Source organism: Streptomyces sp. Ag109_O5-10, from assembly GCF_900105755.1.
Classification (GTDB): domain Bacteria; phylum Actinomycetota; class Actinomycetes; order Streptomycetales; family Streptomycetaceae; genus Streptomyces.
Genome location: NZ_FNTQ01000001.1, coordinates 6,481,843 through 6,506,721, shown reverse-complemented (window position 1 = coordinate 6,506,721; position 24,879 = coordinate 6,481,843). Strand labels below are relative to the sequence as shown.

20 protein-coding genes and 1 pseudogene are annotated in these 24,879 nt (G+C 72.8%); 16 read left to right on the top strand and 5 right to left on the bottom strand.

Features of this window, described 5'->3' with window-relative positions:
• Nucleotides 1-20: 20 nt before the first annotated feature.
• Nucleotides 21-1,532, bottom strand: a complete 1,512-nt coding sequence (locus BLW82_RS29650; protein ID WP_093503411.1) for an arabinosylfuranosidase ArfA — start codon at nt 1,530-1,532, stop codon at nt 21-23.
• A 390-nt stretch (nt 1,533-1,922) separates the two neighbouring features.
• Between BLW82_RS29650 and BLW82_RS29645 the strand changes: the two genes are divergently transcribed.
• Genes BLW82_RS29645 through BLW82_RS29635 form a run of 3 tightly spaced genes read left to right on the top strand, consistent with a single transcriptional unit; the run spans nt 1,923 to nt 5,171 of the window.
• Entirely contained in the window at nt 1,923-2,546 is a 624-nt protein-coding gene (locus BLW82_RS29645) for a toxin-antitoxin system, toxin component family protein (RefSeq protein ID WP_177233113.1), read from the top strand.
• Nucleotides 2,543-3,775, top strand: a complete 1,233-nt coding sequence (locus tag BLW82_RS29640) for an MAB_1171c family putative transporter (protein ID WP_093503409.1) — start codon at nt 2,543-2,545, stop codon at nt 3,773-3,775. The genes BLW82_RS29645 and BLW82_RS29640 overlap by 4 nt, the downstream gene beginning before the upstream one ends.
• Nucleotides 3,768-5,171 carry an NAD(P)/FAD-dependent oxidoreductase gene (locus BLW82_RS29635; protein WP_177233112.1) on the top strand — a complete coding sequence of 468 codons (1,404 nt, stop codon included), beginning with the start codon at nt 3,768-3,770 and terminating at the stop codon, nt 5,169-5,171. The genes BLW82_RS29640 and BLW82_RS29635 overlap by 8 nt, the downstream gene beginning before the upstream one ends.
• Nucleotides 5,172-5,670: 499 nt before the next feature.
• Here BLW82_RS29635 and BLW82_RS29630 read toward each other — a convergent pair whose 3' ends face one another.
• A complete protein-coding gene (locus BLW82_RS29630) occupies nt 5,671-6,531 on the bottom strand; it encodes an SMP-30/gluconolactonase/LRE family protein (RefSeq protein WP_093503407.1) in 861 nt (286 codons plus the stop codon).
• Nucleotides 6,528-7,301 (bottom strand): IclR family transcriptional regulator, encoded by a 774-nt coding sequence (locus BLW82_RS29625; protein ID WP_093503405.1) that lies wholly within the window; start codon nt 7,299-7,301, stop codon nt 6,528-6,530. The genes BLW82_RS29630 and BLW82_RS29625 overlap by 4 nt, the downstream gene beginning before the upstream one ends.
• 133 nt (nt 7,302-7,434) lie before the next feature.
• Here BLW82_RS29625 and BLW82_RS29620 point away from each other — a divergent pair, with 133 nt between their 5' ends.
• Entirely contained in the window at nt 7,435-8,034 is a 600-nt protein-coding gene (locus BLW82_RS29620; RefSeq protein WP_093503403.1) for a hypothetical protein, read from the top strand.
• On the opposite strand, the gene BLW82_RS29615 is transcribed toward BLW82_RS29620, so the two are convergent.
• Complete coding sequence (locus BLW82_RS29615; RefSeq protein WP_093503401.1) at nt 8,015-8,890, bottom strand: ATP-grasp domain-containing protein; 876 nt, start codon at nt 8,888-8,890, stop codon at nt 8,015-8,017. The genes BLW82_RS29620 and BLW82_RS29615 overlap by 20 nt on opposite strands.
• Nucleotides 8,891-8,988: 98 nt before the next feature.
• Here BLW82_RS29615 and BLW82_RS29610 point away from each other — a divergent pair.
• The 7 genes and pseudogenes from BLW82_RS29610 to BLW82_RS29585 all read left to right on the top strand — a co-directional run.
• Nucleotides 8,989-9,171 (top strand): annotated as a pseudogene (locus tag BLW82_RS29610) (MerR family DNA-binding transcriptional regulator); the annotation flags it as partial.
• Between the two features lie 82 nt (nt 9,172-9,253).
• Nucleotides 9,254-9,391: a hypothetical protein gene (locus BLW82_RS44635; protein WP_177233111.1), complete on the top strand. Its 138-nt coding sequence runs from the start codon at nt 9,254-9,256 to the stop codon at nt 9,389-9,391.
• A 386-nt stretch (nt 9,392-9,777) separates the two neighbouring features.
• Entirely contained in the window at nt 9,778-10,380 is a 603-nt protein-coding gene (locus BLW82_RS29605; RefSeq protein WP_093503399.1) for a class I SAM-dependent methyltransferase, read from the top strand.
• A 115-nt stretch (nt 10,381-10,495) separates the two neighbouring features.
• Complete coding sequence (locus tag BLW82_RS29600) at nt 10,496-11,938, top strand: acyl-CoA synthetase (protein ID WP_093503397.1); 1,443 nt, start codon at nt 10,496-10,498, stop codon at nt 11,936-11,938.
• The gene (locus BLW82_RS29595) at nt 11,931-13,343 is read left to right on the top strand and encodes a carboxyl transferase domain-containing protein (protein WP_256216004.1); all 1,413 of its coding nucleotides are present in this window, start codon (nt 11,931-11,933) and stop codon (nt 13,341-13,343) included. Before BLW82_RS29600 ends, BLW82_RS29595 begins: the two co-directional genes overlap by 8 nt.
• A gap of 156 nt (nt 13,344-13,499) precedes the next feature.
• A complete protein-coding gene (locus BLW82_RS29590; protein WP_093503393.1) occupies nt 13,500-14,537 on the top strand; it encodes a rod shape-determining protein in 1,038 nt (345 codons plus the stop codon).
• 127 nt (nt 14,538-14,664) lie between these two features.
• Nucleotides 14,665-15,192 (top strand): hypothetical protein, encoded by a 528-nt coding sequence (locus BLW82_RS29585; RefSeq protein WP_093508354.1) that lies wholly within the window; start codon nt 14,665-14,667, stop codon nt 15,190-15,192.
• 18 nt (nt 15,193-15,210) lie between these two features.
• Here BLW82_RS29585 and BLW82_RS29580 read toward each other — a convergent pair whose 3' ends face one another.
• Nucleotides 15,211-16,122 (bottom strand): DUF4231 domain-containing protein, encoded by a 912-nt coding sequence (locus BLW82_RS29580; RefSeq protein ID WP_093503391.1) that lies wholly within the window; start codon nt 16,120-16,122, stop codon nt 15,211-15,213.
• Between the two features lie 254 nt (nt 16,123-16,376).
• On the opposite strand from BLW82_RS29580, the gene BLW82_RS29575 reads away from it, so the two are divergent.
• The 5 genes from BLW82_RS29575 (at nt 16,377) to fxsT (ending at nt 24,855) form a co-directional block, all read left to right on the top strand.
• Nucleotides 16,377-16,556, top strand: a complete 180-nt coding sequence (locus tag BLW82_RS29575) for a hypothetical protein (protein ID WP_093503389.1) — start codon at nt 16,377-16,379, stop codon at nt 16,554-16,556.
• A 14-nt stretch (nt 16,557-16,570) separates the two neighbouring features.
• Nucleotides 16,571-18,769: a radical SAM/SPASM protein FxsBH, inactivated beta-hydroxylase extension form gene (gene fxsB / locus BLW82_RS29570; protein ID WP_093503387.1), complete on the top strand. Its 2,199-nt coding sequence runs from the start codon at nt 16,571-16,573 to the stop codon at nt 18,767-18,769.
• Nucleotides 18,766-19,554: an AAC(3) family N-acetyltransferase gene (locus tag BLW82_RS29565; protein WP_093503385.1), complete on the top strand. Its 789-nt coding sequence runs from the start codon at nt 18,766-18,768 to the stop codon at nt 19,552-19,554. Before fxsB ends, BLW82_RS29565 begins: the two co-directional genes overlap by 4 nt.
• Nucleotides 19,555-19,624: 70 nt before the next feature.
• A complete protein-coding gene (locus BLW82_RS29560) occupies nt 19,625-20,932 on the top strand; it encodes a TIR-like protein FxsC (RefSeq protein ID WP_177233110.1) in 1,308 nt (435 codons plus the stop codon).
• Nucleotides 20,929-24,855, top strand: a complete 3,927-nt coding sequence (gene fxsT / locus BLW82_RS29555) for an FxSxx-COOH system tetratricopeptide repeat protein (RefSeq protein WP_093503383.1) — start codon at nt 20,929-20,931, stop codon at nt 24,853-24,855. Before BLW82_RS29560 ends, fxsT begins: the two co-directional genes overlap by 4 nt.
• Nucleotides 24,856-24,879: the final 24 nt, after the last annotated feature.

Genomic DNA, 24,879 nt, shown 5'->3' with positions numbered 1-24,879 from the left:
CAGCGCCCCCGAAGGGGCGCTTACGCCAGCCGGATCACATTCCAGGACAGGGGTTCGAGGACGGCGCTCAGTGTGCCCTCGTCCAGCGACGTGCCCTCTGCCGGACGAGGTGTCACCCGCTCCGGTTCCTCCAGGGTGTTGCGGGCATCCGGGTCCGCGTCCGCCAGGACGCTGTGCTCCGCCACGGACGTCAGGCCGAGGCCGCTCAGGGCCACCTCCAGCGGCAGCGGCTCCGTGCGGCTGCGGTTCACGGCGAAGACGGTGACCGTGCCGTCGTCGGCCCTGACCGCGGTCGCGTGCAGCAGGTCCGTCTCGCCGTACTTCTTCGTGTCGTACGTCGGTGAGTCCACGCGTACGTCCAGCACCCGGCCCCTGCCGTACCGCGACGCCTGGGCGAAGGGGAAGAACGTCGTCTGGCGCCAGGCCGGGCCGCCGGGCTCGGTCATGATCGGGGCGATGACGTTGACCAACTGGGCCAGGCAGGCGACCGTGACGCGGTCGGCGTGCCGGAGCAGGGCGATGAGGAGGGAGCCGAAGACCACCGCGTCCAGGACGCTGTAGTTGTCCTCCAGGAGACGGGGGGCCTCGGGCCAGTCCCGCGCGTCGGAGTTCTCGATCTCGTGCCACCTCGACGTGTACCAGACGTTCCACTCGTCGAAGGAGAGGTTGATCCTCTTCTGCGACTTCAGCCTGGCGCCCACGTGGTCGCAGGTGGCGACCACGTTCTCGATGAAGGACTCCATGTCGACGGCGGAGGCCAGGAAGGAGTCGAGATCGCCGTCCTGGGGCTCGTAGTAGGCGTGCAGGGAGATGTAGTCGACCAGCTCGTACGTCTGCGCGAGGACCGTGGCCTCCCACTCGGCGAAGGTCGGCATGGACTGGCTGGAGGAACCGCAGGCGACCAGTTCCACGGACGGGTCCATCTGGCGCATGGCGCGGGCCGTCTCGGCGGCGATACGGCCGTACTCCTCGGCCGTCTTGTGGCCGGTCTGCCAGGGGCCGTCCATCTCGTTGCCCAGACACCAGACCTTGATGCCGAAGGGGTCCTTGTCGCCGTGCGCGGACCTCAGGTCGGAGAGGGCGGTGCCGGAGGGGTGGTTGGCGTACTCCAGGAGCTCCAGGGCCTCCGCCACGCCCCGCGTGCCGAGGTTGACCGCCATCATCGGCTCGGCCTGCGGGCCGACCTTCCTCAGGAAGTCGACGTACTCGGAGAGGCCGAACCGGTTGGTCTCCGTCGACCGCCAGGCGAGGTCCAGGCGGCGGGGGCGGTCCTCGACCGGGCCGACCGAGTCCTCCCACTTGTAGCCGGAGACGAAGTTGCCGCCGGGGTAGCGGAGGGTGGTGACGCCGAGTTCGCGGACGAGGTCGAGGACGTCCCCGCGGAGGCCTTCGGCGTCGGCGGTGGGGTGGCCTGGTTCGAAGATGCCGGTGTAGACACAGCGGCCCAGGTGCTCGACGAAGGAGCCGAAGAGGCGGGGGTTGACCTCGCCGACGGTGAAGGCGGGGTCGAGGGTGAAGTGGGCGGTGCGCAATGTTCGCCTTTCGGGATGGGTTGTTCTCTGTCGTGGGCGGGTGCAGGTTGTCTGTGGCTCGTCGCGCAGTTCCTCCCCCAGCCTTCGGCCGGGGATGCCCCCAGCCCCCTGACGCAAGCTGGGCCGGCCGTCTTTTGTCCAGCCCTGAGGATTGGGCACAGGCTTCAGGGTGCCGTTGTCACCGGCGTCGTAGTAGGGGTACGCCGGTCACGAGCGTCTGCGCGCCGACGGGGCGCGCGTGACTTTCCTGCCTCTGGCAGTCGTTGCCGGGTGAACCACCGCTCGAACTCCCGGCCCCGGACGGCATGACGCGGACACACCCGGCCGCGTAGTCTCGGACGGGCCGACGCGGCGCGGTGACCGCCGACGGGGCGGTGCGAAGGGGGAGCGATGGACTTGGCCGGCGCGCGGCACCGGTGGGCCCGGATCGCCGCCGGGCTGCGGCGGTCCCGGCCGGCCGCCCGGCTGCGGCGGTCCCGGGCGAACGGGCGGATGCGCCGGCTCGCCACCGACCTCACCGCCGCCGTCCGCGCACGGCCCGGAAGGCCCGCCGGCGTAAGGGAGTTGTGCCGGGCGCTGTGCGACGAGACGAGCCTCGGGCGCGGGGGCCGGCCGGTCGAGCTGCGTTTCGAACGGTTCCCCGACGAGATCGAGGTGACCGGACTGTGGGTGGAGTTCCAGGACTTCGACCTGGTCATCGTCGAGGAGCGGGCCGAGGCCGTGCAGCAACTGGTCATCCTGGGCCATGAGCTGTGGCACATGCACGCACGTCACGCGCATCACCACGCGGCCGCCGCGAACGCCCTCGCCGGGCGGCCGGGCTGGGACTCCCTCGCCCTGACCGTGGCCGCCCGCAACGGTTCCCGGGAGGCCGACGAGGCCGAGGCCGACGACTTCGGGCACCGGCTCGCCGCCGCGCTCCGGCCCTTCCTGCCCGGCCGGGGCGGCGAGGCACCGCCCGACCCGGTCCAGCGGTCCCTCGGCTACCCCGGACGTGAAGGCGGACCCCGGTGACACACCCCGCACTGGCCGAGGGCCCGACCGCGTTCTTCACCGGGCTGTACGTCTCCTTCTGGCTGCCGGGCCTCGTGCTCACCGCGGCCCTGGTGATCAAGCTGCCCAGCATCCTCAAACTCTGGCGGGACCCGCTGCTGCGTGCCGTCGGCGGCCTGCTGCTGTTCGCCTGCGCGGTGTTCGCCTTCGCCGCTCCGGCCACCATCGCCTGGACCAACCGGGTCACGGGCGTGCCGAACATCTCGGCGCCCCTGGTGTACTCCCTGATCACCGCGCTGTCCGCGTCCTGGCTGCTCCTGGTCGTGCACTGGCGCAACGGCCACACCGACCGCCGGGAGCAGACCCGGCGCGCGACCCGCTGGGTGGTCAGCGTCTACGCGGCCGTGGTCGTCGCCCTGTGGGTGCTGTTCGCGCTCGCCGACGTGCCCGTGGAACAGGTCCGGGACCTGGACACCTACTACGCCAACACGCCGTTCATGCGCGAGGAGATCCTGCTCTACCTCCTCGCCCACACCGTGGCCTGCGCGATCACGACCCGGCTCGTGTGGAACTGGATCCGCACCGACGGCCTCGACGCCTGGCTGCGCTGGGGGCTCAGGTTCCTGGGCATCGGCTACGCGACGAACCTCGTCTTCAGCGCGGCCAAGTTCACGGCCGTGGTGGCCCGCTGGACCGGTCACGACCTGGACTGGCTGAACACCAACATCGCACCGTCGGCCGCCTGCATCGCCGCCACGCTCGTCGCGATCGGCTTCATCGTCCCGCACGCCGGCCAGTACTTCCACGACCGCTGGCTGCTGCGCCGCCGGCACCGCGCACTGAAGCCGCTCGCCCGGCTGATGCGGACCGTCACGGGCGGCCGCGAACCGCTCGCCCTGCGCGCCACCGCCGAGATGCGGCTGATCCGCCGCGAGACGTACATCCGGGACGCCCTCCTGCAACTGTCCCGGTTCCTCGACGAGAACCTGCGCGGCCGCGCCCACGACGCCGCTCTCGCCCTCGGCCACGAACCCGGCCGGGCGCGGGCCCTCGCCGCCGCCGTGACGGTCCTGGAGGCCGTGGAGAGCGGACGGCACGCCCCGGACGGCGACGGCACAGGCGAGACCGACACCTCGTACCTGCTCCAGGAGATCCAGGCCCTCTCCGAGGCCCTGTGCCACCCCGACGAGATCACGGCGGTACGCACCCGCGCGACCGTCCCGGCAGAGAGCATGTCCGCGCATGAGTGAACGCCCCTCCCCCGCCAGAACCGCCGTGGTCCTGGGGGGATCACACACCGGCATGCTCGCGGCCCGGGCCCTGGCGGGCCTCGCCGACCGGGTCGTCGTCGTGGAACGCGACGACCTGCCCGTGACGCCCGCTCCACGCAAGGGACTTCCGCAGGCCCGGCACGCCCACATGCTCTGGTCGGGCGGCATACGGGCGATGGAGGAGCTGCTGCCGGGCATCACCGCCGCCCTCCTGGACGCCGGGGCGCGCCGGGCCCCGGTCACCACGGACATGGTCGCCCTCTCGGCCCAGGGCTGGTTCCGCCGCTGGCCCGAGTCCCACCACGTGCTCCTGGCCGGCCGGGACCTGCTGGACGCGACGGTCCGCGCGCGGGTCCTCTCGGACCGGCACGTCGAAGTGCTCGGGGGCACCGAGGTGCTCGGGCTCACGGGCGGCGCGGCGGCGGTCACCGGCGTCCTGGTGCGGGACCGCGCCGGCCGGGAGCGGACCGTCGCGGCGGACCTGGTCGTCGACGCCACCGGCCGGGGATCCGGTGCCCCGCGCTGGCTCGCGGCCCTCGGACTGCCCGCCCCGGCGCGCCGCGAGGTCGACACCGGTCTCGCCTACGCCAGCCGGCTCTACCTCGCGCCCGAGCAGGCCCGCGCCGGCTTCCCGGTGGTCAACGTGCAGCCGGACCCGCGGAACGGCGGCCCCGGCCGCGCGGGCTTCCTGCTGCCCATCGAGAACGGCCGCTGGATCGTCACCCTCAACGGCACCCGCGGGGGCGAACCGACCTCCGCCGCCGAGGACTTCGTCCCGTTCGCCCGCGACCGGCTGCGCCACCCGCTGATCGGCGACCTGCTCGCGCAGGCCGAGCCGCTGTCCGACGTCGCCGTCACCCGCGCCACCGTCAACCGCCGGTACTTCTACGAGCGGATGCCCGCCTGGCCCGACAACTTCACGGTCCTCGGCGACGCCCTGGCCGCGTACAACCCCGTCTACGGGCACGGCCTGGCCGTGGGTGCGCAGAGCGCGCTGCTCCTGCGGGACCTGGCCCTGCGGCACGGCCTCGGCACACCGGGCCTGTCCCGGCGCGTCCAGAAGGCCGTCGCCCGGCCGGTCGGGGCGGCCTGGGACCTCGCCATCGGGCAGGACGTGTTCTATCCGGGCGCCACGGAGAACGGACCGACGGCCCGGGACCGGATCGTGTCCGCGTACGTGTCCCGCCTCATGTACACGGCCACCGGCAACGGCCGCATCGCCCGCCGCGTCACGGACGTGACCTCACTGGAGCGCCGCGCGGAGGTACTCCTGACCCCGTCGGTGCTGCTGGCGGCCCTCGCGGGCCCACTGAAGCCGCCGCTGACGGGACCACCGCTGACCGCGGAGGAGTTGAAGAGAGCCGGCCTTCAGTAGCCCCCCGCAAGGAGCGCGGGACTGCGCAGCACCTACGGCTGCCACCGCACGGACACCACCAGCCCCCGCATCCTGCCAACGACCGCTCGGCCAGCGCCCCGCAAGGAGCGCGGGACTGCGCAGCACCTACGGCTACCACCGCACGGACACCACCAGCCCCCGCATCCTGCCAACGACCGCTCGGCCAGCGCCCCGCAAGGAGCGCGGGACTGCGCAGCACCTACGGCTACCACCGCACGGACACCACCAGCCCCCGCATCCTGCCAACGACCGCTCGGGCAGCGCCCCGCAAGGGGCGCGGGGAACTGCGCGGCCGGCCACGACGGCGCCGCAGACGCTCGACTGCCCGGCGCGGCAGGACCGCCTTTCACCTGCGGGCCGCTGGGGGCCGGTCGCGCAGTTCCCCGCGCCCCTGAAGGGGCGCTGCGCGAACGGGCGCCGTCGGGCTGGGGGAGCCCGGTCGCGCGCACGCGGCGGCAGCCGCAGATGAAAGGAGCGCTCAGCCTTCGAAGGCGGGTTGGGCCACGCCCCTGCCCGCGCCCGGGATCACCAGGAGGGAGCCCGCTGTCGGGTGCGGCCGCTCCAGCCCCACGCGGGCCGTCGTGACGTACAGGTCCGTCAGATCGGCGCCGCCGAACGCGCAGGCCGTCGTGAGGGTCGCGGGAAGGGCGATGACCCGGTCGAGCTCACCCGTCGGCGTGTAACGCCGTACCGCTCCCCCGCCCCACAGCGCCACCCACACACAGCCGTCCGCGTCGACCGTGAGGCCGTCCGGGAACCCGGCGTCCTCCTCGATCGTCACCAGCGGGCGGCGGCCGACGGGGAGGCCGTCGGCGTAGTCGAAGACGTCCACGCGGCGGGTCGGTGTGTCGACGTAGTAGACGCGGCGGCCGTCGGGGCTCCAGCCGATGCCGTTGCTGACGGTGACGTCCGGCAGCAGCGTCGTCACCGTGCCGTCGGGTGCCACCCGGGAGAGGGTGCCGCCCCCGGTCGCCTCGTCGTAGCGCATCGTGCCGGCCCACAGGGAGCCGTCGGGGGCGACGGCCGCGTCGTTGGCGCGGCGGCCCGGGACCTGCTCGCGGTGCAGCCAGCGGAACGTGTCGTCGGGGTCGAGGAGGCCGACGCCGTCCCGGAGGTTGAGGACCAGGCCGCCGCCCGCGCGCGGCTTGACCGCGCCGACGTGCTGTTCGGCGGTGCGGATGGTGCGGCGGCCGGTCGCCGGGTCGTACGTGTGGATCCGGGAGCCGAGGACGTCGATCCATATCAGGCGGCCGGTCGCCGGGTCCCAGGTGGGGCCCTCGCCGAGGGTCGCCTCCGTGGCGACCGCGACCTCGTACGCCGTCGTCGTCACCGTCGTCATGCCACGCTCCGGTGGCCGAGGCGCTCGGAGAGTTCGGCGGCGCCCTTGGCCGCGAGCTGCTCCAGCTCGCCGCGGCGCTCGTCGCTCCAGCGGATCATCGGCACGGAGATGGACAGCGCCGCGACGACCTGTCCGGTGCGGTCGCGGACCGGCGCGGCGACGCAGGAGACGTCCGGGTTGGACTCCCGGCTCTCCACGGCGATCCCGCGGGCGCGGATCTCCGTGAGGGCCTCGCGCAGGGCGCCCGGCTCGGTGATGCTGTTCGGGGTCATCGCGACGAGGTCGGCGTCGTCCGGGATGCGCGCGGTCAGCTCCGGCTCCGGCAGCGAGGCCAGCAGCATCTTGCCGACCGAGGTGCAGTGGGCGGGCAGCCGGCGGCCGGCGGCGGAGACCATGCGGACCGCGTGCGTGGAGTCGACCTTGGCGATGTAGATGACGTCGGCGCCTTCCAGGATCGCCACGTGGACGGTCTCGTCGCAGGTCTCGGCGACGGACCGGGCGACCTGCTGGCCCTCGGCGGCGAGGTCGAGCTGCTCGGCGTACCGGCTGCCGAGCTGGTACGGACGGACGCCGAGCCGGTAGCGTCCGGGCTGTCCGGGCACGGGCACGATGTACGACCGGGCGGACAGCGTGGTCACCAGCTCGTGCACGGTGGTCCGCGGCAGCTGGAGTCTGCGCACTATGTCGGGGGCGGAGAGGGTCCCGTCCCCGTCCAGGAAGAGCTCAAGAATGTCGAGAGCCCGGGTCACGGCAGGCACGAGGCGTCCCACGTCCGGCCCCCTCCCTTGGGTCTAGGCGCCGGATATCGCGGTGCGGCGCGCGTCTCAGCTGCGGAGCCGTTCGAGATATCAACAGGCGATCGGCATGACGAACACAGGCTAGCCATCGGTGATTCCGTGGGCAATGGCCGGGAACCAGCCGGGCATGCGCATGTGCACCATGGGTGGCATGCAACTGGACTTCCAGCTGGTGCTGCTGCGCCGCATGGCCGACCACAACCCGGACCTGGTGGAGGACGCCCGGCGCACGCTGGGCGCGTCGGTCGCGGACATGCGGGAGGCCAACAAGCGCTGGCAGGCGATGGCCCGCTCACCCCGGTCCCGCTCGGCGGCGGCCCGCTACCGCTCGGTCCTCGGCCCGCCCGAGTGGGAGACCAAGCGCACCGTCGGCGACCTGGAGTGCGCGGTCTGGCAGTGGCCGCTCCCCCTGTGGCCCACCCTGCGCTTCGAGGTCGTGGCCGGCCCCGGCGGCGCGGTCTGGAACGAATGGCTGGTCCGCGCCCCCGGTGCCCCCGCGCCGAGACTGGACTCCTACGACGACCTCACCCCCTGGTCCTGCACGGTCGACGAGGCCGCCCGCGCCTTCGCCCCCGCCCGCCCCCTGGAGGGCTCCGCCCCTACCCGCTGGGGGCTCACCTTCCAGGTGCCCGACGGCCGTCAGGTGGTCGCCGAGTTCACCTGGGGCCTGCTGCAGCGCACCGCGGTCATCGACGAGCCGCGGTGACGATCGCCTCGGCCACCCCGGCCACCGACCCGGGGTGCAGGAACAGGAACAGGTTCGGCTCGACCAGCTCCAGCTCCATCACCTGCGGCCGCCCGTCCGCGCCGTCGACCAGGTCCACCCGGGCGTACAGCAGCTCGGGCGCGTCCGGTACGGCGGCCAACGCGCGCTCCGCCACCGCGCGTTCGGCCGGGGTCGGGGTCCAGGTCTCCAGGTCCGGGTGGGCGACCTTGTCCGCGTCGTACGCCGTACCCGGCCTGAGCACCGCCCTCTTGCGGCTGGCGTGCAGCAGCCGCCCGCCGAAGAACAGCAGCGCCCGCTCACCGCTGAAGTCGATCCCGGCGACGTACGGCTGGACCATCGCGGTCAGCCCCTCCTCGTGCATCCGGGCCACGTGCCGTACGGCCGTCCCGTGCTCGCCGGGGGTGTAGCGGGCGGCGAACCGGGCGCCGGCGCCGAAGGTGGGCTTGACGACGAAGTCGCGGTCGGCGGGCAGTTCGGCGGCCGGGCCGCCGGGGGCGAGGTACCGGGTCGGCACGACGGGCACCCCGGCCGCCGCGAGGTCACCGAGATACCGCTTGTCGGTGTTCCACCGCACGACCTTCGCCGGGTTCGCGATCCGGGTCGCCTTCCCCACCCGCTCCACCCACGGCACGAACTCGTCCGTCCGCCAGGCGTAGTCCCACGTCGAACGGATGACGACCAGGTCGAAGCCGCCCCACTCCACCCCTGGGTCGTCCCACGGGCGGGCGACGGCCTCCGCCCCGGCGGCCGTCAGCGCCGCCAGCAGCACGGGCAGGTCCTGGTCCCTGCTGGGTTCCGTGCCGGGGTCGTAGGTGGCGAGAGCTATGCGGGGCACGGCGGGGGCTCCCTCGGCTTTCGGGGTCTGCGTTGGTCCTCCGGCAGGCTAATACGGGAACGCCGTTGACCTTCACCTTCGGTGAAGCCCCAGCATCGATGGCGGACGACGCGGAACGTGAGCTCGCACCGGTGGGGAGACGGCATGGAGGCGGCATGGAGTGGCTGACCATCGGGGCCTTCGCGAAGGTCTGCCGGCTGTCGCCGAAGGCGTTGCGGCTGTACGACGAGCTGGACCTGCTGAAGCCCGCCCGGGTCGACCCGGAGACCGGCTACCGGTACTAAGGCCGCCCGGCCCGGCGACCGGTACCTGGTCTGCTCGGACGGGCTGACGCGGGAGGTCCCCGACGAGCGGATCCGGGAGTTGCTGGGCGAGGGCGACCCGGCGGACGCGGTACGCGTACTGGTCGGGGCCGCCGACGAAGCGGGCGGCGCCGACAACGTGAGCGTGGTTGTCGCCGACGCCGTGCCGCCCGCCCACCCACCCGTCTCGGTCGGATAGGAGGCCAGGGAAGTACGAGACCCGACCGGAGCGGGAGGCCCCCGCCCAGGACACCCGCGCCCGGCCCGGCCGACGGCAGGCCGCGGGGCGGCCGGGCCGACCGGGCCGACCGGGCCGACCGGGCCCGCCGACCGTGGGACGGGGAGGACGACCGCGAGACGGGGGCGGCCGCGAGGGGAGGTGGGGCGGCCCGGAGAGGGGTGGATCAGCCCGAAGAGGGCTGGATCAGCCCGAAGAGGGCTGGATCAGCCCGGATAGGGCTGGATCGACCCGGAGAGGGGTGGATCGACCGGTAGGGAGGCGGGTCGGCCGGGAGGGGGGAGCTTCGCCCTCGGGGTCGCTCGGTCCGGCCCATGGCGCCGGCCCCGCCCGGTAGAAAATTCGCCATGACACTTCACGGCACCGACGCCTACACCGGCCTCTCCGGTCTTCCTCCGCTCGTCGGGCGGGCCCTCGACGCGGCCCGGGCGCAGTCGTTCGGCTACTCGTGCCGGCCCGAGCAGGGGCGGCTGCTCCAGGTGCTGGCCGGTGGGGTCGGCGGGCGGATCGGGGAGACCGGGACCGGGGTCGGGGTGGGGCTCGCGTGGCTCGCGTCGGGCGCCCGGGCCGGGGTGCGGCTCTTCAGTGTGGAGCGGGAGCCGGAGCGGGCGCGGGCCGCCGCCGAGGTGTTCCACGACCGGCCCGACGTCACGGTGGCGTGCGGGGACTGGCGGGACATCGCGGCGTACGGGCCCTTCGAGCTGCTCGTCCTCGACGGGGGCGGGCAGGGGAAGGTGCCCGGCGACCCGGCCGCCGACGTCGAGCGGCTGCTGGTCCCCGGCGGCACCGTCGTCGTCGACGACTTCACCCCCGCCGACCAGTGGCCGCCCCGGTTCGGCGGGGACGTCGACCGGGCGCGGCTGCACTGGCTCGAACATCCCGCGCTGCGGTCGGCGGAGGTGCGGCTCGCGCCCGATCTGAGCGCGGTCGTCGGGACGCGGCGGTGGTGAGGGGCCCGGCGGTGTGATCAACGTCGTGGTGCGGAGCGCGAGTGGGGCGGCCCCGGAGGGGAGCGGCTGGTGTAGGAAGAGGCTGTCGGGGTTCCGAACGGTGAGGAGTCGTCGCGTGTCGTTTCTGTTTCCGGCCCTGGTGGACGGTCCGGGCGGGAAGGCCGCCCTGCGGTTCGGGGCGCGGTCGCTGACGTACGGGCAGCTCGCCGCCGCGGCCGGCGCCCTCGCCGGCCGGGTCGGGGAGGCCGACCGGGTCGCGGTGTGGGCGACTCCGAAGCTGGAGACGGCGGTGGCCGTCGTCGGGACCCTGCTCGCCGGGCGGGCGGCCGTACCGCTGAACCCCAAGTCGGGGGAGAAAGAGCTCGGGCACATCCTCGCCGACAGCGCGCCGGCCGCCGTGCTGGCCGCGCCCGGCGCCGAACTGCCCCCGGCTCTGGGCGAGTTGCCGCGCATCGACGTCGACGTGGCGGCCGTGGGGCCGGTGCCCGAGGACCGTACCGCCGAGTCCGACCCGGCCCTCGTCGTCTACACCTCCGGCACCACCGGGCCGCCCAAGGGCGCCGTCATCCCGCGCCGGGCGCTGGCCGCCACCCTGGACGCGCTCGCCGACGCCTGGCAGTGGACCGGGGAGGACGTCCTCGTCCACGGCCTGCCGCTGTTCCACGTGCACGGGCTCGTGCTGGGCATCCTCGGGCCGCTGCGGCGCGGCGGCTCGGTCCGGCACCTCGGGCGGTTCGGCACCGACGGGGTCGCCCGCGAACTGAACGACGGCGCGACCATGTTCTTCGGCGTGCCGACCATGTACCACCGCATCGCCGAGGCGCTGCCCGCCGACCCCGGGCTGGCGGAGGCGCTCGGCCGGGCCCGGCTGCTGGTGTCCGGCTCGGCCGCGCTGCCCGTCCACGACCACGAGCGGATCGCGGCGGCGACCGGCCGGCGGGTCGTCGAGCGGTACGGCATGACGGAGACCCTGATGAACACCAGCGTCCGGGCCGACGGCGAGGCCCGCGCGGGGACCGTGGGGGTGCCGCTGCCCGGGGTGGAGCTGCGGCTGGTGGAGGAGGACGGGACCGCGATCGCGGCGTACGACGGGGAGACCGTCGGGGAGATCCAGGTACGCGGCGCGAACCTGTTCACCGAGTACCTCAACCGGCCCGACGCGACCGCCGCCGCCTTCACCGCCGACGGCTGGTTCCGGACCGGCGACATGGCGGTGCGCGAGCCGGACGGCTATGTGCGGATCGTCGGACGCAAGGCCACCGACCTGATCAAGAGCGGGGGTTACAAGATCGGCGCCGGGGAGATCGAGAACGCGCTGCTGGAGCATCCGGGGGTGCGGGAGGCCGCGGTCACCGGGGAGCCGGACGCGGACCTGGGCGAGCGGATCGTCGCCTGGATCGTGCCTGCGGAGCCCCAGTCACCGCCGTCCGCCGAGGAGTTGGCGGACCATGTCGCCGGTCGGCTCGCCCCGCACAAGCGGCCCCGCGTCGTCCACTACCTGGACGCCCTCCCCCGCAACGACATGGGGAAGATCATGAAGCGGGCCCTCGGTGTCTGAGCCGGTCCCGGTGCCGGCGCCCGGCCCGGCACCCGCGCGGCTCTCCGCCCGCCGCATCCTCGCCCTCGTCACCGACCCCGGCACCTTCGCCGAACTCCCGCACCCGGCACGGCAGTCGCCGCCCGACGGCCCGCTCGGCTGGCAGGGGTACGACGCCTCCCGCGCCCGCGCCGCCGAGCGCACCGGCGAGGAGGAGTCCGTCGTCGTCGGCACCGCGCGGGTCGACGGCACCGCGGCGGTGCTGATCGCGTTCGAGTTCGGCTTCCTCGGCGGCTCGCTCGGCCAGCGGACCGGCGACCGGCTGGAGGCGGCGTACGTCCATGCCCGCGCCCACCGGCTCCCGGTCGTCCCGCTGGTCGCCACCGGCGGCAGCCGGATGCAGGAGGGCATGCTCGCCCTCTCCCAGCTCCAGCGCGTGGCCCGCCAGTCGGCGCTCACCCGGGAAGCGGGGCTGGCACAGGTCGCGGTCCTGCGCGACCCGACGACCGGCGGCGGCTGGGCCACCCTGGGCGCCGGCGCCGACGTGATCCTGGCGCTGCCCGGCGCCCAGGTGGGCTTCGCCGGCTCCCGGGTCCGCCCGCCGGACGCCGACCCCGCCGCGTACACGGCCGAGGCGCAGGTCGCGGCCGGGGCGGCGGACGCCGTGGTGCCCCCGGGGGAGCTGAAGGCGTCGCTCGGGCTGTGGCTGCGGCTGCTGACCTCGCCCGCCCCGATACCCGCCGAGCCGCCGTTCGCCCTCGGCGGCAGCGCGCTGCCCGCCACCGGCTGGGAGGCCGTCCGGCGCGCCCGCGCCCCGCACCGCCCGCGCGCCGAGGCCTACCTGGACGCCTACTTCACCCGCCGCGTCGCCCTGGTCGGCGACCGGTGCGGCGGGGCGGACCCGGGCGGGATGCTGTGCGGGTTCGGCGAGCGGGCGGACGGCCGTACGGTCGCCTTCGCGGCGCAGACCGGGGCGGCGACCAGGCCCGCCGGATACCGCACCGCCGCCCGCCTGATACGGCTCGCGGACCGGCTGGGGATTCCCGTGCTGACGCTCGTCGACACCCCGGGCGCCGCGAACGACGCCGAGGCGGAACGGCAGGGCGCGGGCGCCGCCATCGCGGAGCTCTTCGGCGAGGTCGCGGCGGCCCGGACGCCGGTCACCACCCTTGTCGTCGGGGAGGGCGGCTCGGGCGGTGCCCTCGCGCTGGCCGCGCCCGGCAACACCTGGGCCACCCCCGACAGCTACTTCTCCGTCATCGCGCCGGAACTGGCGGCGGCGATCCTGAAACGCGCCCCCGAGGACGTCGAGACCACCGCCGGCCAGCTGCGGATCCGGCCCCAGGACCTGGTGGAGCTGGGGGTGGTCCGGGGCATCGTGGGCAGCTCCCCGGACGGCCTCGCGGCGCCCGCACCGCCCGGCTGACCCGCGGGCGGCCGGACGGGCCCGGAACCCCCCATTCAGCGGTGCCCCGCCCGGACCCTCCCCGCAGGCGCGCCGCCGCGTTCCCCCGGAGGATGCGAAGCAGGCCGCCGACCGGCGGTGCCACCCCGCACGGCCCGCGCACCGGGAGGATCTGCCGTGACCGTCAGTCTGGAGCAGTTGCGCCGCTGCCATTTCGCCGTCGATCTGGGGGCCGCACGCACCCGGGTGTACGTGCGGGGCATGGGCCTGGTCGTCGACCAGCCTTCCGTCGCCGCGATGAACACGCGTTCCGGTGCCCTGATCGCCGTCGGCGAGTTCGCGGAGCGGATGACGGGCCGCACTCCCGACTACATCCGTGTCGTGCGGCCCATCTCCGGCGGGACCATCGTCGACATCGAGATGGCCCAGCGCATGCTGCGCCAGCTGCTCGGCGACAAGATCCGCCGTTCGCTGCGCCGCAAGCCCCGGCTGCGGGCGGCGGCCTGCACCCCGCACGACGCCGACCCGCTGGCCCAGCGGGCCACCATCGAGACGCTGGTGGGGCTCGGGGCGCGGCGGGTGGAGCTGGTCGACACGCTGATCGCCGCGGCGGTGGGGTGCGGACTGCCGGTCGAGCGGCCGGAGGCGAGCATGATCCTCGTCTGCGGGGCCGCCGCGACCCAGGTCGCCGTGCTCTCCCTCGGGTCGATCGTCTGCGCCGAGCGGATGCCCGTCGGCGGGGAGGCCGTGGACCAGGCGATCGTCCAGCACCTGCGGCACGAGCACGAGCTGATGCTGCCGAACCAGGCGGTGCGCCCGCTGCAGCTGGCCCTGGACGGCACCGGGCTCACCCCGGAGGGCCCCGCCTCCACCGAGATCCACGGGCGGGACGTGGTCACCGGGCTGGCCCGCAGCGTGCGGGTGGACACCGCGGCCGTCCGGGACGCCATCCAGACGCCCCTCATGTCCGTCCTGGACGGGATCGGCAAGGTGCTGCGCGACTGCCCGCCCGACCTGGTCGCCGACCTCGCCGACCGCGGGATCGTGATGGTCGGCGGCTCGGCGCTGCTGCCCGGCTTCGACCAGCTGCTGCGGGAGGCAACCGGCATGCCGGTACAGATCGCGGAGCGGCCGGACGTGTGCGCCGTGCAGGGCCTGGGGGCGATGCTGGAGGGCCGGATCGAGCCGCTGGTGCTGGACCCGCTGGCCGCCTGAACAGCCGTACCCGCCCACCGGGCGCCGATGTGAGCCGACGCGCCCCGTGCGCGCCTCGTCACTCCTCGATTAGGGTGGACTCACCGATGGTGACGGGAGGGGACGTTCCGTGACAGCCGACATCACCATGTTCACCGATCAGCTCGCCGAGACGGCACCGGTCCCCCGCCTCGCCGTCTCCCGCGTCGGCGTGACCGGACACCGCGTGATCCCGCCGTCCGTCCTGCCCTACGTCCGCTCCGCCCTGCACCGGCACCTCAGCCGCACCGACGTGGCCCTGGAGGCGCTCAGCTCCCTCGCCGCCGGCACGGACCAGCTCTTCGCGGACCTCGCCCTGGCGCACGGCGTCCCGGTGACGGCCGTGATCCCGGGCATGGACTACGAGGCCCACCTGGGCGACGAGGCGGCACGGGCGTCGTACCGCAGGATCCTGCGCAGGTGCGCGAAACGGGTCGAGCTCCCTGTCCAACCCACCCACGAGCAGGCGTACTTCGCGGCGGGCCAGTGGATCGTGGAGCGCTGCGACGAACTGCTGGCCGTGTGGGACGGCCGTCCGGCACGCGGTCTGGGCGGCACCGGTGACGTGGTGGCCTACGCCCGGCAGATCGGGGTGCCGGTGACCGTGCTGTGGCCGGACGGGGCGCTGCGCGACTGACGGCGCGGCGGGCCCGCCTCAGGTGCCGAAGCGCACCAGCCACTCCGTGTGCGCCGGGGACATCAGGCGCTCCGCCTCCCCCACCGCCTCGGCCCAGCCCGCCTCCGTCACCGTGGTGGTCATGGCGATCCGGCTGGTCTCCAGATCCTGTTCGATGAGCGAGTGCGCTTGTGTCAGCGGGCCGTGCCGCTGCACCTCCTGCCAGGCGACGCCCGCCGCGGCGGCCGCGCTGAGCAGCCCCGCGAGGTCGGCACCGCCGAGCAGGCTACCGGTCCGCAGCAACGCTGCGGCCAGGGCGAACAGCGTCAGCGCGGCGGTGACGCTGGACCAGCGGGCGGCGGCGCGGTGGGCACGGGAGGCCCGGTTCTTGTACCAGACCGTCTGCTCCAGGAGCCGGTCGCGCAGGTAGAGGTCCCGGCGGGCCGCGTAGGACTTGGCCCGCTCGGCACGCATCCGCGGGGTGATCTGGCCCTCCCCTCGTTCCGCGGGGTCACGGGAGTCCTCCCAGCCGCATTTGCGCAGCTCGTGCAGACGTTGCTCAAGGCGCTCGGCGAACACCGCGTCAGGGTCGACGACGTGGGAGTGGAGAGGGCCGCCGTGCGCCATGTACTCCCAGGCCAGCGACTTGAGCAGCTCGGCCACCGCCCGGTGCACCTGCCAGTGCGCCCGGGACCGGCGCCGAGAGGTGCTCAGACCGAGGGCTATCGTCAGCCCGTACAGCAACGCGGCGCACACCGCCATGACATGACCGGACGCCTGCTCGGTCAGAACAGCCGCGGTGGTGGCCAGCAGCAGAACCAGCAGATGCGTACGGACGGCGCGGAACGCGTCACTCTGGTGGCGTAACGCGCGTTGGTCGCTCACCTGGAACAGTGGCGGCAGATCTGCACTGGACAAGGTGGTGCTCGGTACAGGCGTCGCTGCTCCCATGTGTCCCCCCGGAATTCACTGCCCACCGTCGTCTTCGGCACGCCCACGAAAAGCCAGCCCGACAAACTAATAAGTGCGGAAATCGGATCCGTGCACAAGAGGTTGGCAGGGCATCTCTGCTATATCGTGCGCGTCGACACGACCGGACTCACCCCATGCATCCAAGGTCCCTGCTCCGACTGGGAGTTGCATCGCGTGACAGTCGCTGGGACAACGACAATGACTGCACCCATCCGAACCGGCTGAGAGGCACCATGACCCATTCGGAGAAGCCCGTACCGCGCCGCGTCCGCTCGGTCGCGGTCAGTTCACGGCACACCTGCCTGGCGGACATCGACCCGTACGAGGCCTCTGCGTCCCGCGACGCGCATCGCGTGATCGACGTCCCCGACCACCGTGCGAACCGGTCGGTCACGTTCAACTCCGCGGCCTGAGCGAGGGGCTGGTCATGACTCGGATCAGCGGCGTAGCCGTGACCTGCGCACAGCACGACCCGGCTGATGACCGCCCCCTTCTGAGACAGCTGGTCCTCAAAGTCCACAGCAGGTGTGATCTGCTCTGCGACCACTGTTACGTGTATCAGCACGCCGACCAGAGCTGGCGGTCCCGCCCGACCTTCATCCGCCCGGAGACGGTGCGCGCCGTCGCCGCCCGACTGGCCGAATACGCCGGGTCCCGGTCCCTGGAATCCGTCTCGGTGATCCTGCACGGCGGCGAGCCGCTGCTGGTCGGTCCGGCCCGGCTGCGCGACATCTGCGCGGAGCTCACCCGCGCCCTCGCCCCGCTGACCGCGCTCGACCTGCGCATGCACACCAACGCGGTCACCCTGAACCGGCGGCACCTGGACGTCTGCCGGGAGTTCGGGGTCCGGGTCAGCGTGTCGCTCGACGGCGACCGCGCGGCCAACGACCGTCACCGGCTCGACCGCAGGGGCCGCAGCAGCTACGACCGCGTGGTCCGCGGCATCCGGCTGCTCCAGGAGCCCGAGTACCGTCACCTGTTCAGCGGAGTGCTGTGCACGGTGGACGTGGCGAACGACCCGGTCGCCGTGCACGACGCCCTCACCGAACTGGCCCCGCCGCGGATCGACTACCTGCTTCCGCACTCCACCTGGGACAGCCCCCCACCCAACCCGGCCGGCACCACCACCCCGTACGCCGACTGGCTGCTCGCGGTCTTCGACCGCTGGGAGCAGCAGGGCCGCCCGATGCCGGTGCGGACCTTCGACTCGGTACTGAGCACGCTGCGCGACGGGCCGCCCCTGACCGAGGCGCTGGGGCTGGCGCCCAGCGACCTCGCCGTGATCGAGACGGACGGCGACTTCGAGCAGGCCGACTGGCTGAAGTCCGCCTACGCGGGCGCCCCGGAGACGGGTTACGACGTCTTCCGGCACGGTTTCGCCGAGTTCGCCGCGCACCCCGGTGTCCAGGCCCGGCAGCGGGGTGTCGACGGGCTCGGCGACACCTGCCGGGCCTGCCCGGTGGTGCGGTCCTGCGGCGGCGGCCTGTACGGGCACCGGTACCGCTCGGGGAACGGCTTCGACAACCCCAGTGTCTTCTGTGGTGACCTCCGCTCACTGATCGAGGGCATCGCCGACCGGGTGACCGACCGCGCGTTCTCCCCCGCGGTCCTGAGCTCGGACCGACTCTCCTGGGCTCAGCTGGAGTTGGACCGGTTACTGCTGCGCCGGACGCAGGAGCACCTGGCGTCCGAGCCGGACTGGGCGGACGCCTGGCGGCTGCTGCTGGCCCTGGACGCCGACGCCGGGACCGCCTCGCAGCTGGACGAGGTGCTGGCGCATCCCTACGTGCGCACCAGCCTCCAGCGCTCCCTGCGCGGCCCCGCCGACATGGCCCGCTTCCTGTCCCTGGCCGTCGCCACAGCCCTGCGGGCCGGGGTACCGGCCACGCTCTCCTGGGACCAGCCCAGCACCCGGCTGCATCTGCCCACCTGGGGCACCTACCGCCTGGCCGCCCCCGGCCGCGTCGAGGTCACGGTGGCACCGGACGCCTTCCGGGTGCGGAGCGCCGACAGACGGGGTCCCGATCCGGAAGGCGACTGGGTCCGGCCCCGCGACCCCGGCTCCGCCCCGCGCTGGAACCCGCTCGGCCGGCTGTTCGCCCCGGACGGACCGCTCATCGACGATGCCGATCCCTACCGCGACTGCTATCCCGCCGCGGTCGCCCCGGCGCCCGCGCGCAGCGAGTTCACCGAGTTGTTGAGCCGGGCCTACGACCTGCTCGCGAAGAACGCAGGGGACCGGTACGCGGATCCGGACGCGTTCCGCCCCACGGTACTCACCCCGCTGGCGGCGGGCAGTGGTCTGCAACTCGGCAGCCACGGGTTCGGGGCGCTGGGCGTGTCGGTCGACGTGACCCCCGAGGAGTTCGCCCGGGAACTCCCCCGCATCGGCCGCCGGGCCCGCCTCACCGCGCTGCGCGAGACGGCCGACCTGCACCGGCCCGGCAGCCCCGCCGGCGTTCTGCTGGACCGGGCGGACGACGGACTGGGGCAGGGGGCGCACGAGGAGGCGGCACGCGCCCTCACCGCGCTCACCCTGCTGCCGGAGTCCGAACTGACGCCGACCGGGGCCGTGCTGGTGGCCCGCATGTGGTCGCAGTGGTCGAGCGTCCGCGAGGAATCATGACCGTGACGGCACAGTCGGAGGCAGCGGAACTGGGCGACCTGCTGCGCTCGTTGGGCGTCCGGCGTGGCGGTGTGCTGGTTGTCCACGCCGCACTGAGCGGCACCGGGAGCACGCCGGAGTCGGTCCGGGACGTGTTGCTGGCCGCACTCGGCCCCGAAGGCACCCTGATCGTCCCTGCGTTCACGCCCGAGAACTCCGACACTTCGCGCAGCCACCGGGCGGCGGTGGCGGGCATGAGCGCCGCCGAAGCGACCGAGTACCGCAGGACGATGCCGCCGTTCAACCCGGACACCACCGCGTGTCCGACCATGGGCGCGCTTGCCGAGTGTGTGCGCTCGACGCCCGGCGCCCTGCGCAGCACGCATCCGCAGACCTCCTTCGCCGGGCTCGGGCCCCGGGCCCGGACGTTGCTGCGCCGGCATCCGATCCGCAGCCACTTCGGCAGGCTCTCCCCGATGGCGAGGCTGTACGCCGCCGATGCGCAGATCCTGCTGCTGCGGGTCGGGTTCGAGGTGTGCAGCGCGTTCCACCACGCCGAGTACCTGATGCGCCCAAGACCGCCTCGGCGCACCTACCGGTGCGTGGTGCATCGAGAGGGGAACTGGGTGTCGTACCGGGACATCACCCTGGACGACAGTGACTTCGGCGAGATGGGAGCCCGGCTGCCCCGCGGGCTGCTCGCGGAATCCTCCTGGGCGTCAAGGCCGGTCGTGCTCTGCGCAATGCGCGAGGTTGTCGACCACGCGAAGATCCAGATGTCCGGATATCGCCGACCTTTGACCTGAAAACGGCCGACCCTACCGCGCGGCTTTCGGGCACATTGTTGGTTCCGGTCGTCGGGCGACAGGGGGATCTGTGGGCGCAGCGGAACACCCGGAGGACCGGAGCCCGGACAACCGGCCCTACTTCTTCCTGTCGTACGCCCACACCCCGGCGTGGAGCCCGGACAGCGGAGACCCGGACCACTGGGTACGCGTCCTGTACAACGACCTCTGCAGCCACATCATGACACTCACCGACCTGCCCGCCGGCTCCCCGGCCGGCTTCATGGACCGGGAGATGCGCTCCGGAGACGGCTGGCCCGAGAAGCTGAGCGAGAACCTCGCCACCTGCCGGGTTTTCGTGCCGCTCTACTCGCCTCGCTACTTCTCCAGCGAGATGTGCGGGCGCGAGTGGTACGCGTTCCACGAGCGGATGCTGAACGCCAGGACCTCCGGGGCGGCGACCGCGTCCGCCATCGTGCCCGCCCTGTGGACGCGCTTGGACATGCGTGAACTCCCGTACTCCGTGAGGCACGTCCATGTGGAGCCCCTCCTGGAGCGCGGCCGGTACCTCAGCAACGGCATCTACGGGCTGATCAAACTCAGCAGGCTGCGTGACGAGTACGACGAGACCGTGTACGGCCTCGCCGAGCGCATCGTCCAGGCAGCCCACGAGACCCGGCTGCCGCCCGGCCGCCCCCGCGACTACGAGAGCACGCCCAGCGCCTTCAAACCGCGCGGCACCGGACCCCGGCACATCCGGCTGACCGTCGCCGCACCCACCGTGGACTCCGTCCCCAAGCACCGCGACGCCCAGGCCTACGGCGACGACACCCTCGACTGGAACCCGTACCACACGGAGTCGACCCGAGCACTGTCGGCGCACGCCGAGGAGCTGGTCCGTTCCCTGGACTACCGAGTGACGGTCGTCGGCTTCGACGACGAGGACCACGGAGAGGATGCACAGGAGTCCAGGAACGGACAGCCCGGCATCCTGGTCGTGGACCACTGGGCGCTGGCCGACGAGGAGCGCCGGAGCAGACTCAAGTCGTTCGATGCCTACTCCCGCCCCTGGGTGAGCGCGATCGTGCCGCGCTGCCGGGCGGACCTGCAGAACCACCGAGCGGAAGGGCGCCGGCTCGCCGAGGAACTTGAGCGGGTGATGCCGACGATCCTGGAGCGGACGCGGCGCGGTGACGCCCGGACGGCCGTCAACGGCGTACCCACGCTCAAGTCCTTCACCAGGGTGCTGCCCGAGGTGGTCGCCTACACGACCCGGCAGTACCTGAAGAACGCGGAGGTCCGACTGCCGCCCGGCCCGAACTTCCCCAGACCACGTCTGGCGGACCCCTACCCGTCGTCCGCCCCGGACGCGGGGCACGACCCCGGAGGAAAGGCATGACGGCCGCCGCAGACGGACGCATCATCACCTTCTACTCGTACAAGGGCGGCACCGGACGGACGATGGCGCTCGCCAACACGGCGTGGATCCTCGCCGCCAACGGCAAACGCGTCCTCGCCGTGGACTGGGACCTGGAGGCCCCGGGACTGGACCGCTTCTTCCATCCGTTCCTGGATCCGGACGTGCTCGCCGCCACCGGAGGCATCCTCAACATCCTCCAGGACTTCGCCTGGGCGGCGACGGACGGCGTCACCCGCACAGGACCCTGGCACCTGGAGTTCGCGGACGTGGAACAGCACGCCGTCTCGATCCGCCCCGAACAGCAGGGACTCAGCTTCGAGAGCGGAGGCTCGCTCGACTTCCTCTCCGCGGGTAAGCAGTTCCGCGCCTACTCGGGCGCAGCATCCTCCCTGGAGTGGGACAACTTCTACGACCGCCTGGGCGGCGGCATGTTCCTGGAGGCGTTGCGCGACAGCATGAAGCAGTCGTACGACTACGTGTTGATCGACTCGCGCACCGGTCGCTCGGACACCGCGGACATCTGCACCCTGCAGATGCCCGACATCCTGGTGGACTGCTTCACGCTGAGCGACCAGGCCATGGCCGGGGCCGCCGAGGTGGCGGACAGCGTCGCCAGTGAACATCGTGCGCGGCGCATCCGGGTACTTCCCGTGCCGATGCGCGTCGACGACGGTGAGAAGAACAAGGTCGAGGCGGGCCGCGCAGCAGCGCGCCTGAAGTTCGCGGGACTCCCGAACGGTCCGGCCGGGGAGCGCCTGAGCACCGACGAGGTCACCGCGTACTGGGGCAGCGTCGAGATCCCCTACAAGCCGTACTACGCGTACGAGGAGACCCTTGCCGTCGTCGGGGACAAGGAGGGCGACCCCAAGTCCCTGCTGTCCGCCTTCGAGCGGCTCACCGCGTTCATCACCGACAACGAGGTCACCGCGCTCCCACCGATCCCGGATCCGGTGCGGCTGCGCTGCCGGGACGCGTTCATGCGGCCGCTGCCGCAGCCCACGGTCACACAGGTCGTCATCGCCTACGCGGCGGAGAACTGGATGTGGGCCGACTGGGTCAAGGCGACGCTGCAGCGGGCGGGCTGCGCCGTCACCCTGCACGACGTGGCCGCCGGACCTCCCGACAGTCCGGCCGCCGGTACCCACATCCTGGTGCTGCGGTCCGAGGCGCTCCTCGGAGCCCGGTATGCCGGGCGCCTGCCCAACCCGGCGGCCGACGGCGCCCCCTCGGCGGGATCGCTGATGGAGGTGCGGATCGACGAGGTCCAGCCGCCGTCCCACCTCGACCAGGACGTTCTCGACGTCGATCTGCACGGGCTCGAGGAGCCGCTCTGCGAGGCCGCACTGCTCGCCGCGCTCGAACTGCCCGCGCAGTTGCCGAAGGCCGGGCCGGCTGCGCCCCGCTTCCCCGGGCACGCACCCGACCACTGGAACGTGCCGCAGCGCAACAGCACCTTCACCGGCCGGGGTTACATCCTGGAAAAGGTACGGGAGCAGCTACGGAGCGGAGTGACCGCCGTGCTGCCGCAACAGCAGGCGCTGTTCGGATTGGGCGGCGTCGGCAAGACCCAGATCGCGCTGGAGTACGTGCACCGGTTCAGCGCCGACTACGACCTGGTGTGGTGGGTGCCGTCCGAAAATGCCGACAACGTGGTGGCCTCGCTCGCCGAGCTCGGGGCCCGCATCGGCGCGCCCGGCGGCGAGGACATGGCGCTGGCCAGCAAGGAGGCCGTGCGGATGCTCTCCCGGGGCAATCCGACCACGCGGTGGATCCTCGTCTTCGACAACGCCGACGACCCGGAGGACCTCACCGGCTACCTGCCCACCACCGGCAGCGGACACGTACTGATCACCTCCCGCAACCAGGCATGGTCGGACAGGACGGCGACGCTGCCGGTCGACGTCTTCGAGCGTCAGGAAAGCATCGAACACCTCTCCCGGCGCGCCGGGATGCTCTCCCCCGCGGAGGCCGACCAGGTAGCGGAGGCCGTGGGCGACCTGCCGCTCGCCGTGGAGCAGGCCGGCGCCTGGCTGGCCGAGACCGGCGTGCCGACGGCCGAGTACCTGCGGCGCCTCACCGAGGAGACCGCAGCGGTGATGGCGCTCAACCAACCCCCCGACTACCCCGGGACGGTGGCCGCCACCTGGAACATCTCCATCGAACGGCTGAGGGAGCGCTCGCCCGCCTCGGTCCGGCTGCTGCAGCTCTGTGCGTTCTTCTCCGCCGAGCCGATCTCCTCCGAACTGCTCTACAGCGACGAGATGCTGACCGCCCTCCGCCTGACGGAGAACCTGCTGATCGGCCAGTTGGTGCGGGAGATCGGCCAGCTCGCCCTGGCCAAGGTCGACCAGATCTCCCGCTCGATCCAGGTGCACCGGCTCGTGCAGGCGGTGATCCGCTCCCAGATGTCGGAAGAGGAGCGGCGCGAGGCCCGGCACACGGTGCACGAGATCCTCAGGAGAGCCCGCCCCAAGGGTGACGAACCCACCGACAACCGAGAGAACTGGCGGCAGTTCGACATCATCTGGCCGCATCTCACCGCTTCCGACATCCGCAACTGCACCAAGGCGGAACCTCGCCGGCTGCTCATCGACCGCGTCCGCTACCTGTGGAAGCGCGGCGAGTTCAGCCGGGCGCAACGGCTGGCCGAGGAACTCCTGGCCCACTGGAAGGAACCGCTCGGCGAGGACGACGAGCAGTACCTGTTCCTACGCTGCCAGCTCGCGAACGTACTGCGCTCCCAGGGGCTGTACGTCGAGGCGCGGGTGGTCGACGAAGATGTGCTCGGGCGGCAGCGCCGAGAGCTCGGCATCCGGCACCCACACACGTTCATCACCGCCTCCGGGCTCTCCAGTGATCTGGCGGCCCTGGGCGAGTACATGAAGGCCGTGGAACTGGCGCGAGAAGCGCACAACGGTTTCAGCGACCTCTTCTACGAGGCCCATCCGCGGACCCTGAACGCAGCCAACAACCTTGCCCTGGCACTGCGCATGGTCGGCAGGTACCGGGACGCCCGGCAGATCGACGAGGTCACCCTCGCCCTCCGCACCCAGGTCCACGGCGCCGACCACATCTCCACACTGTCGTCCACCGAGAACCTCGGCCGCGACCTGCGCGAGGTCGGCGACTACAAGGGGTCGGTGGCCCAGCTCTCGCGGGCGTACGAGGAGCACAAGCGCGTGCTCGGTATGGACTTCCCGGGCACACTGCGGTGCGCGAAGTCACTCGCGGTGTCGCTGCGCCGGATAGGCGATCTGGAGGACGCGCGGCGGTTGACGGCCGCGACCCTGGATCGGTACCGGTCGCAGTACGCCGCGCCCACCCCGGACTCGCTCGCCTGTGAACTCAACCTCGCCGCCGACCTGTTCGCGGCCGGGGATCCGGAAGCCGCGCGCGACGTCGCCCTGAAGGTGTTCACCGAATACCGGAAGAAACCGGGCGAGTCCCATCCCTACACCCAGACCGCGATGAACAACCTCGGTGTCTTCCACTGGGGCTGCGGTGACCCGGAACGGGCCGAGGAGGTGTTCCTGAAGGCGCTGGACCGCATGACCGAGACCCTGGGGGCCCACCACCCGCACACCCAGTTCTGTTCCGCCAACTACGCCATCGTGCTGGCGGAGACGGGTCGGCCCGGGGAAGCCTGGGAGCGCGAGAGGCGCAGCACGGAGGCCCTGCGCGCCGACCTCGGTTCCCAGCACCCGGAGACACTGGCCGCCGTCAGCAACAGTGCCCTCACCCTGCGTGCCCTCGGCCGCCGGGAGGAGGCCCAGTTGCTGCATGACGAAGCCGTCAGGGGTCTGAAGGGGCTGCGCCATCAGCTGGGCGAGAACAACATCACCACACGCTTCGCGACGGCGGAGCGTCGGGTGTACTGGGACCTGGAACCCCTGGCCGTATGAGGGCGCGCCCCGCGGACGATTCGC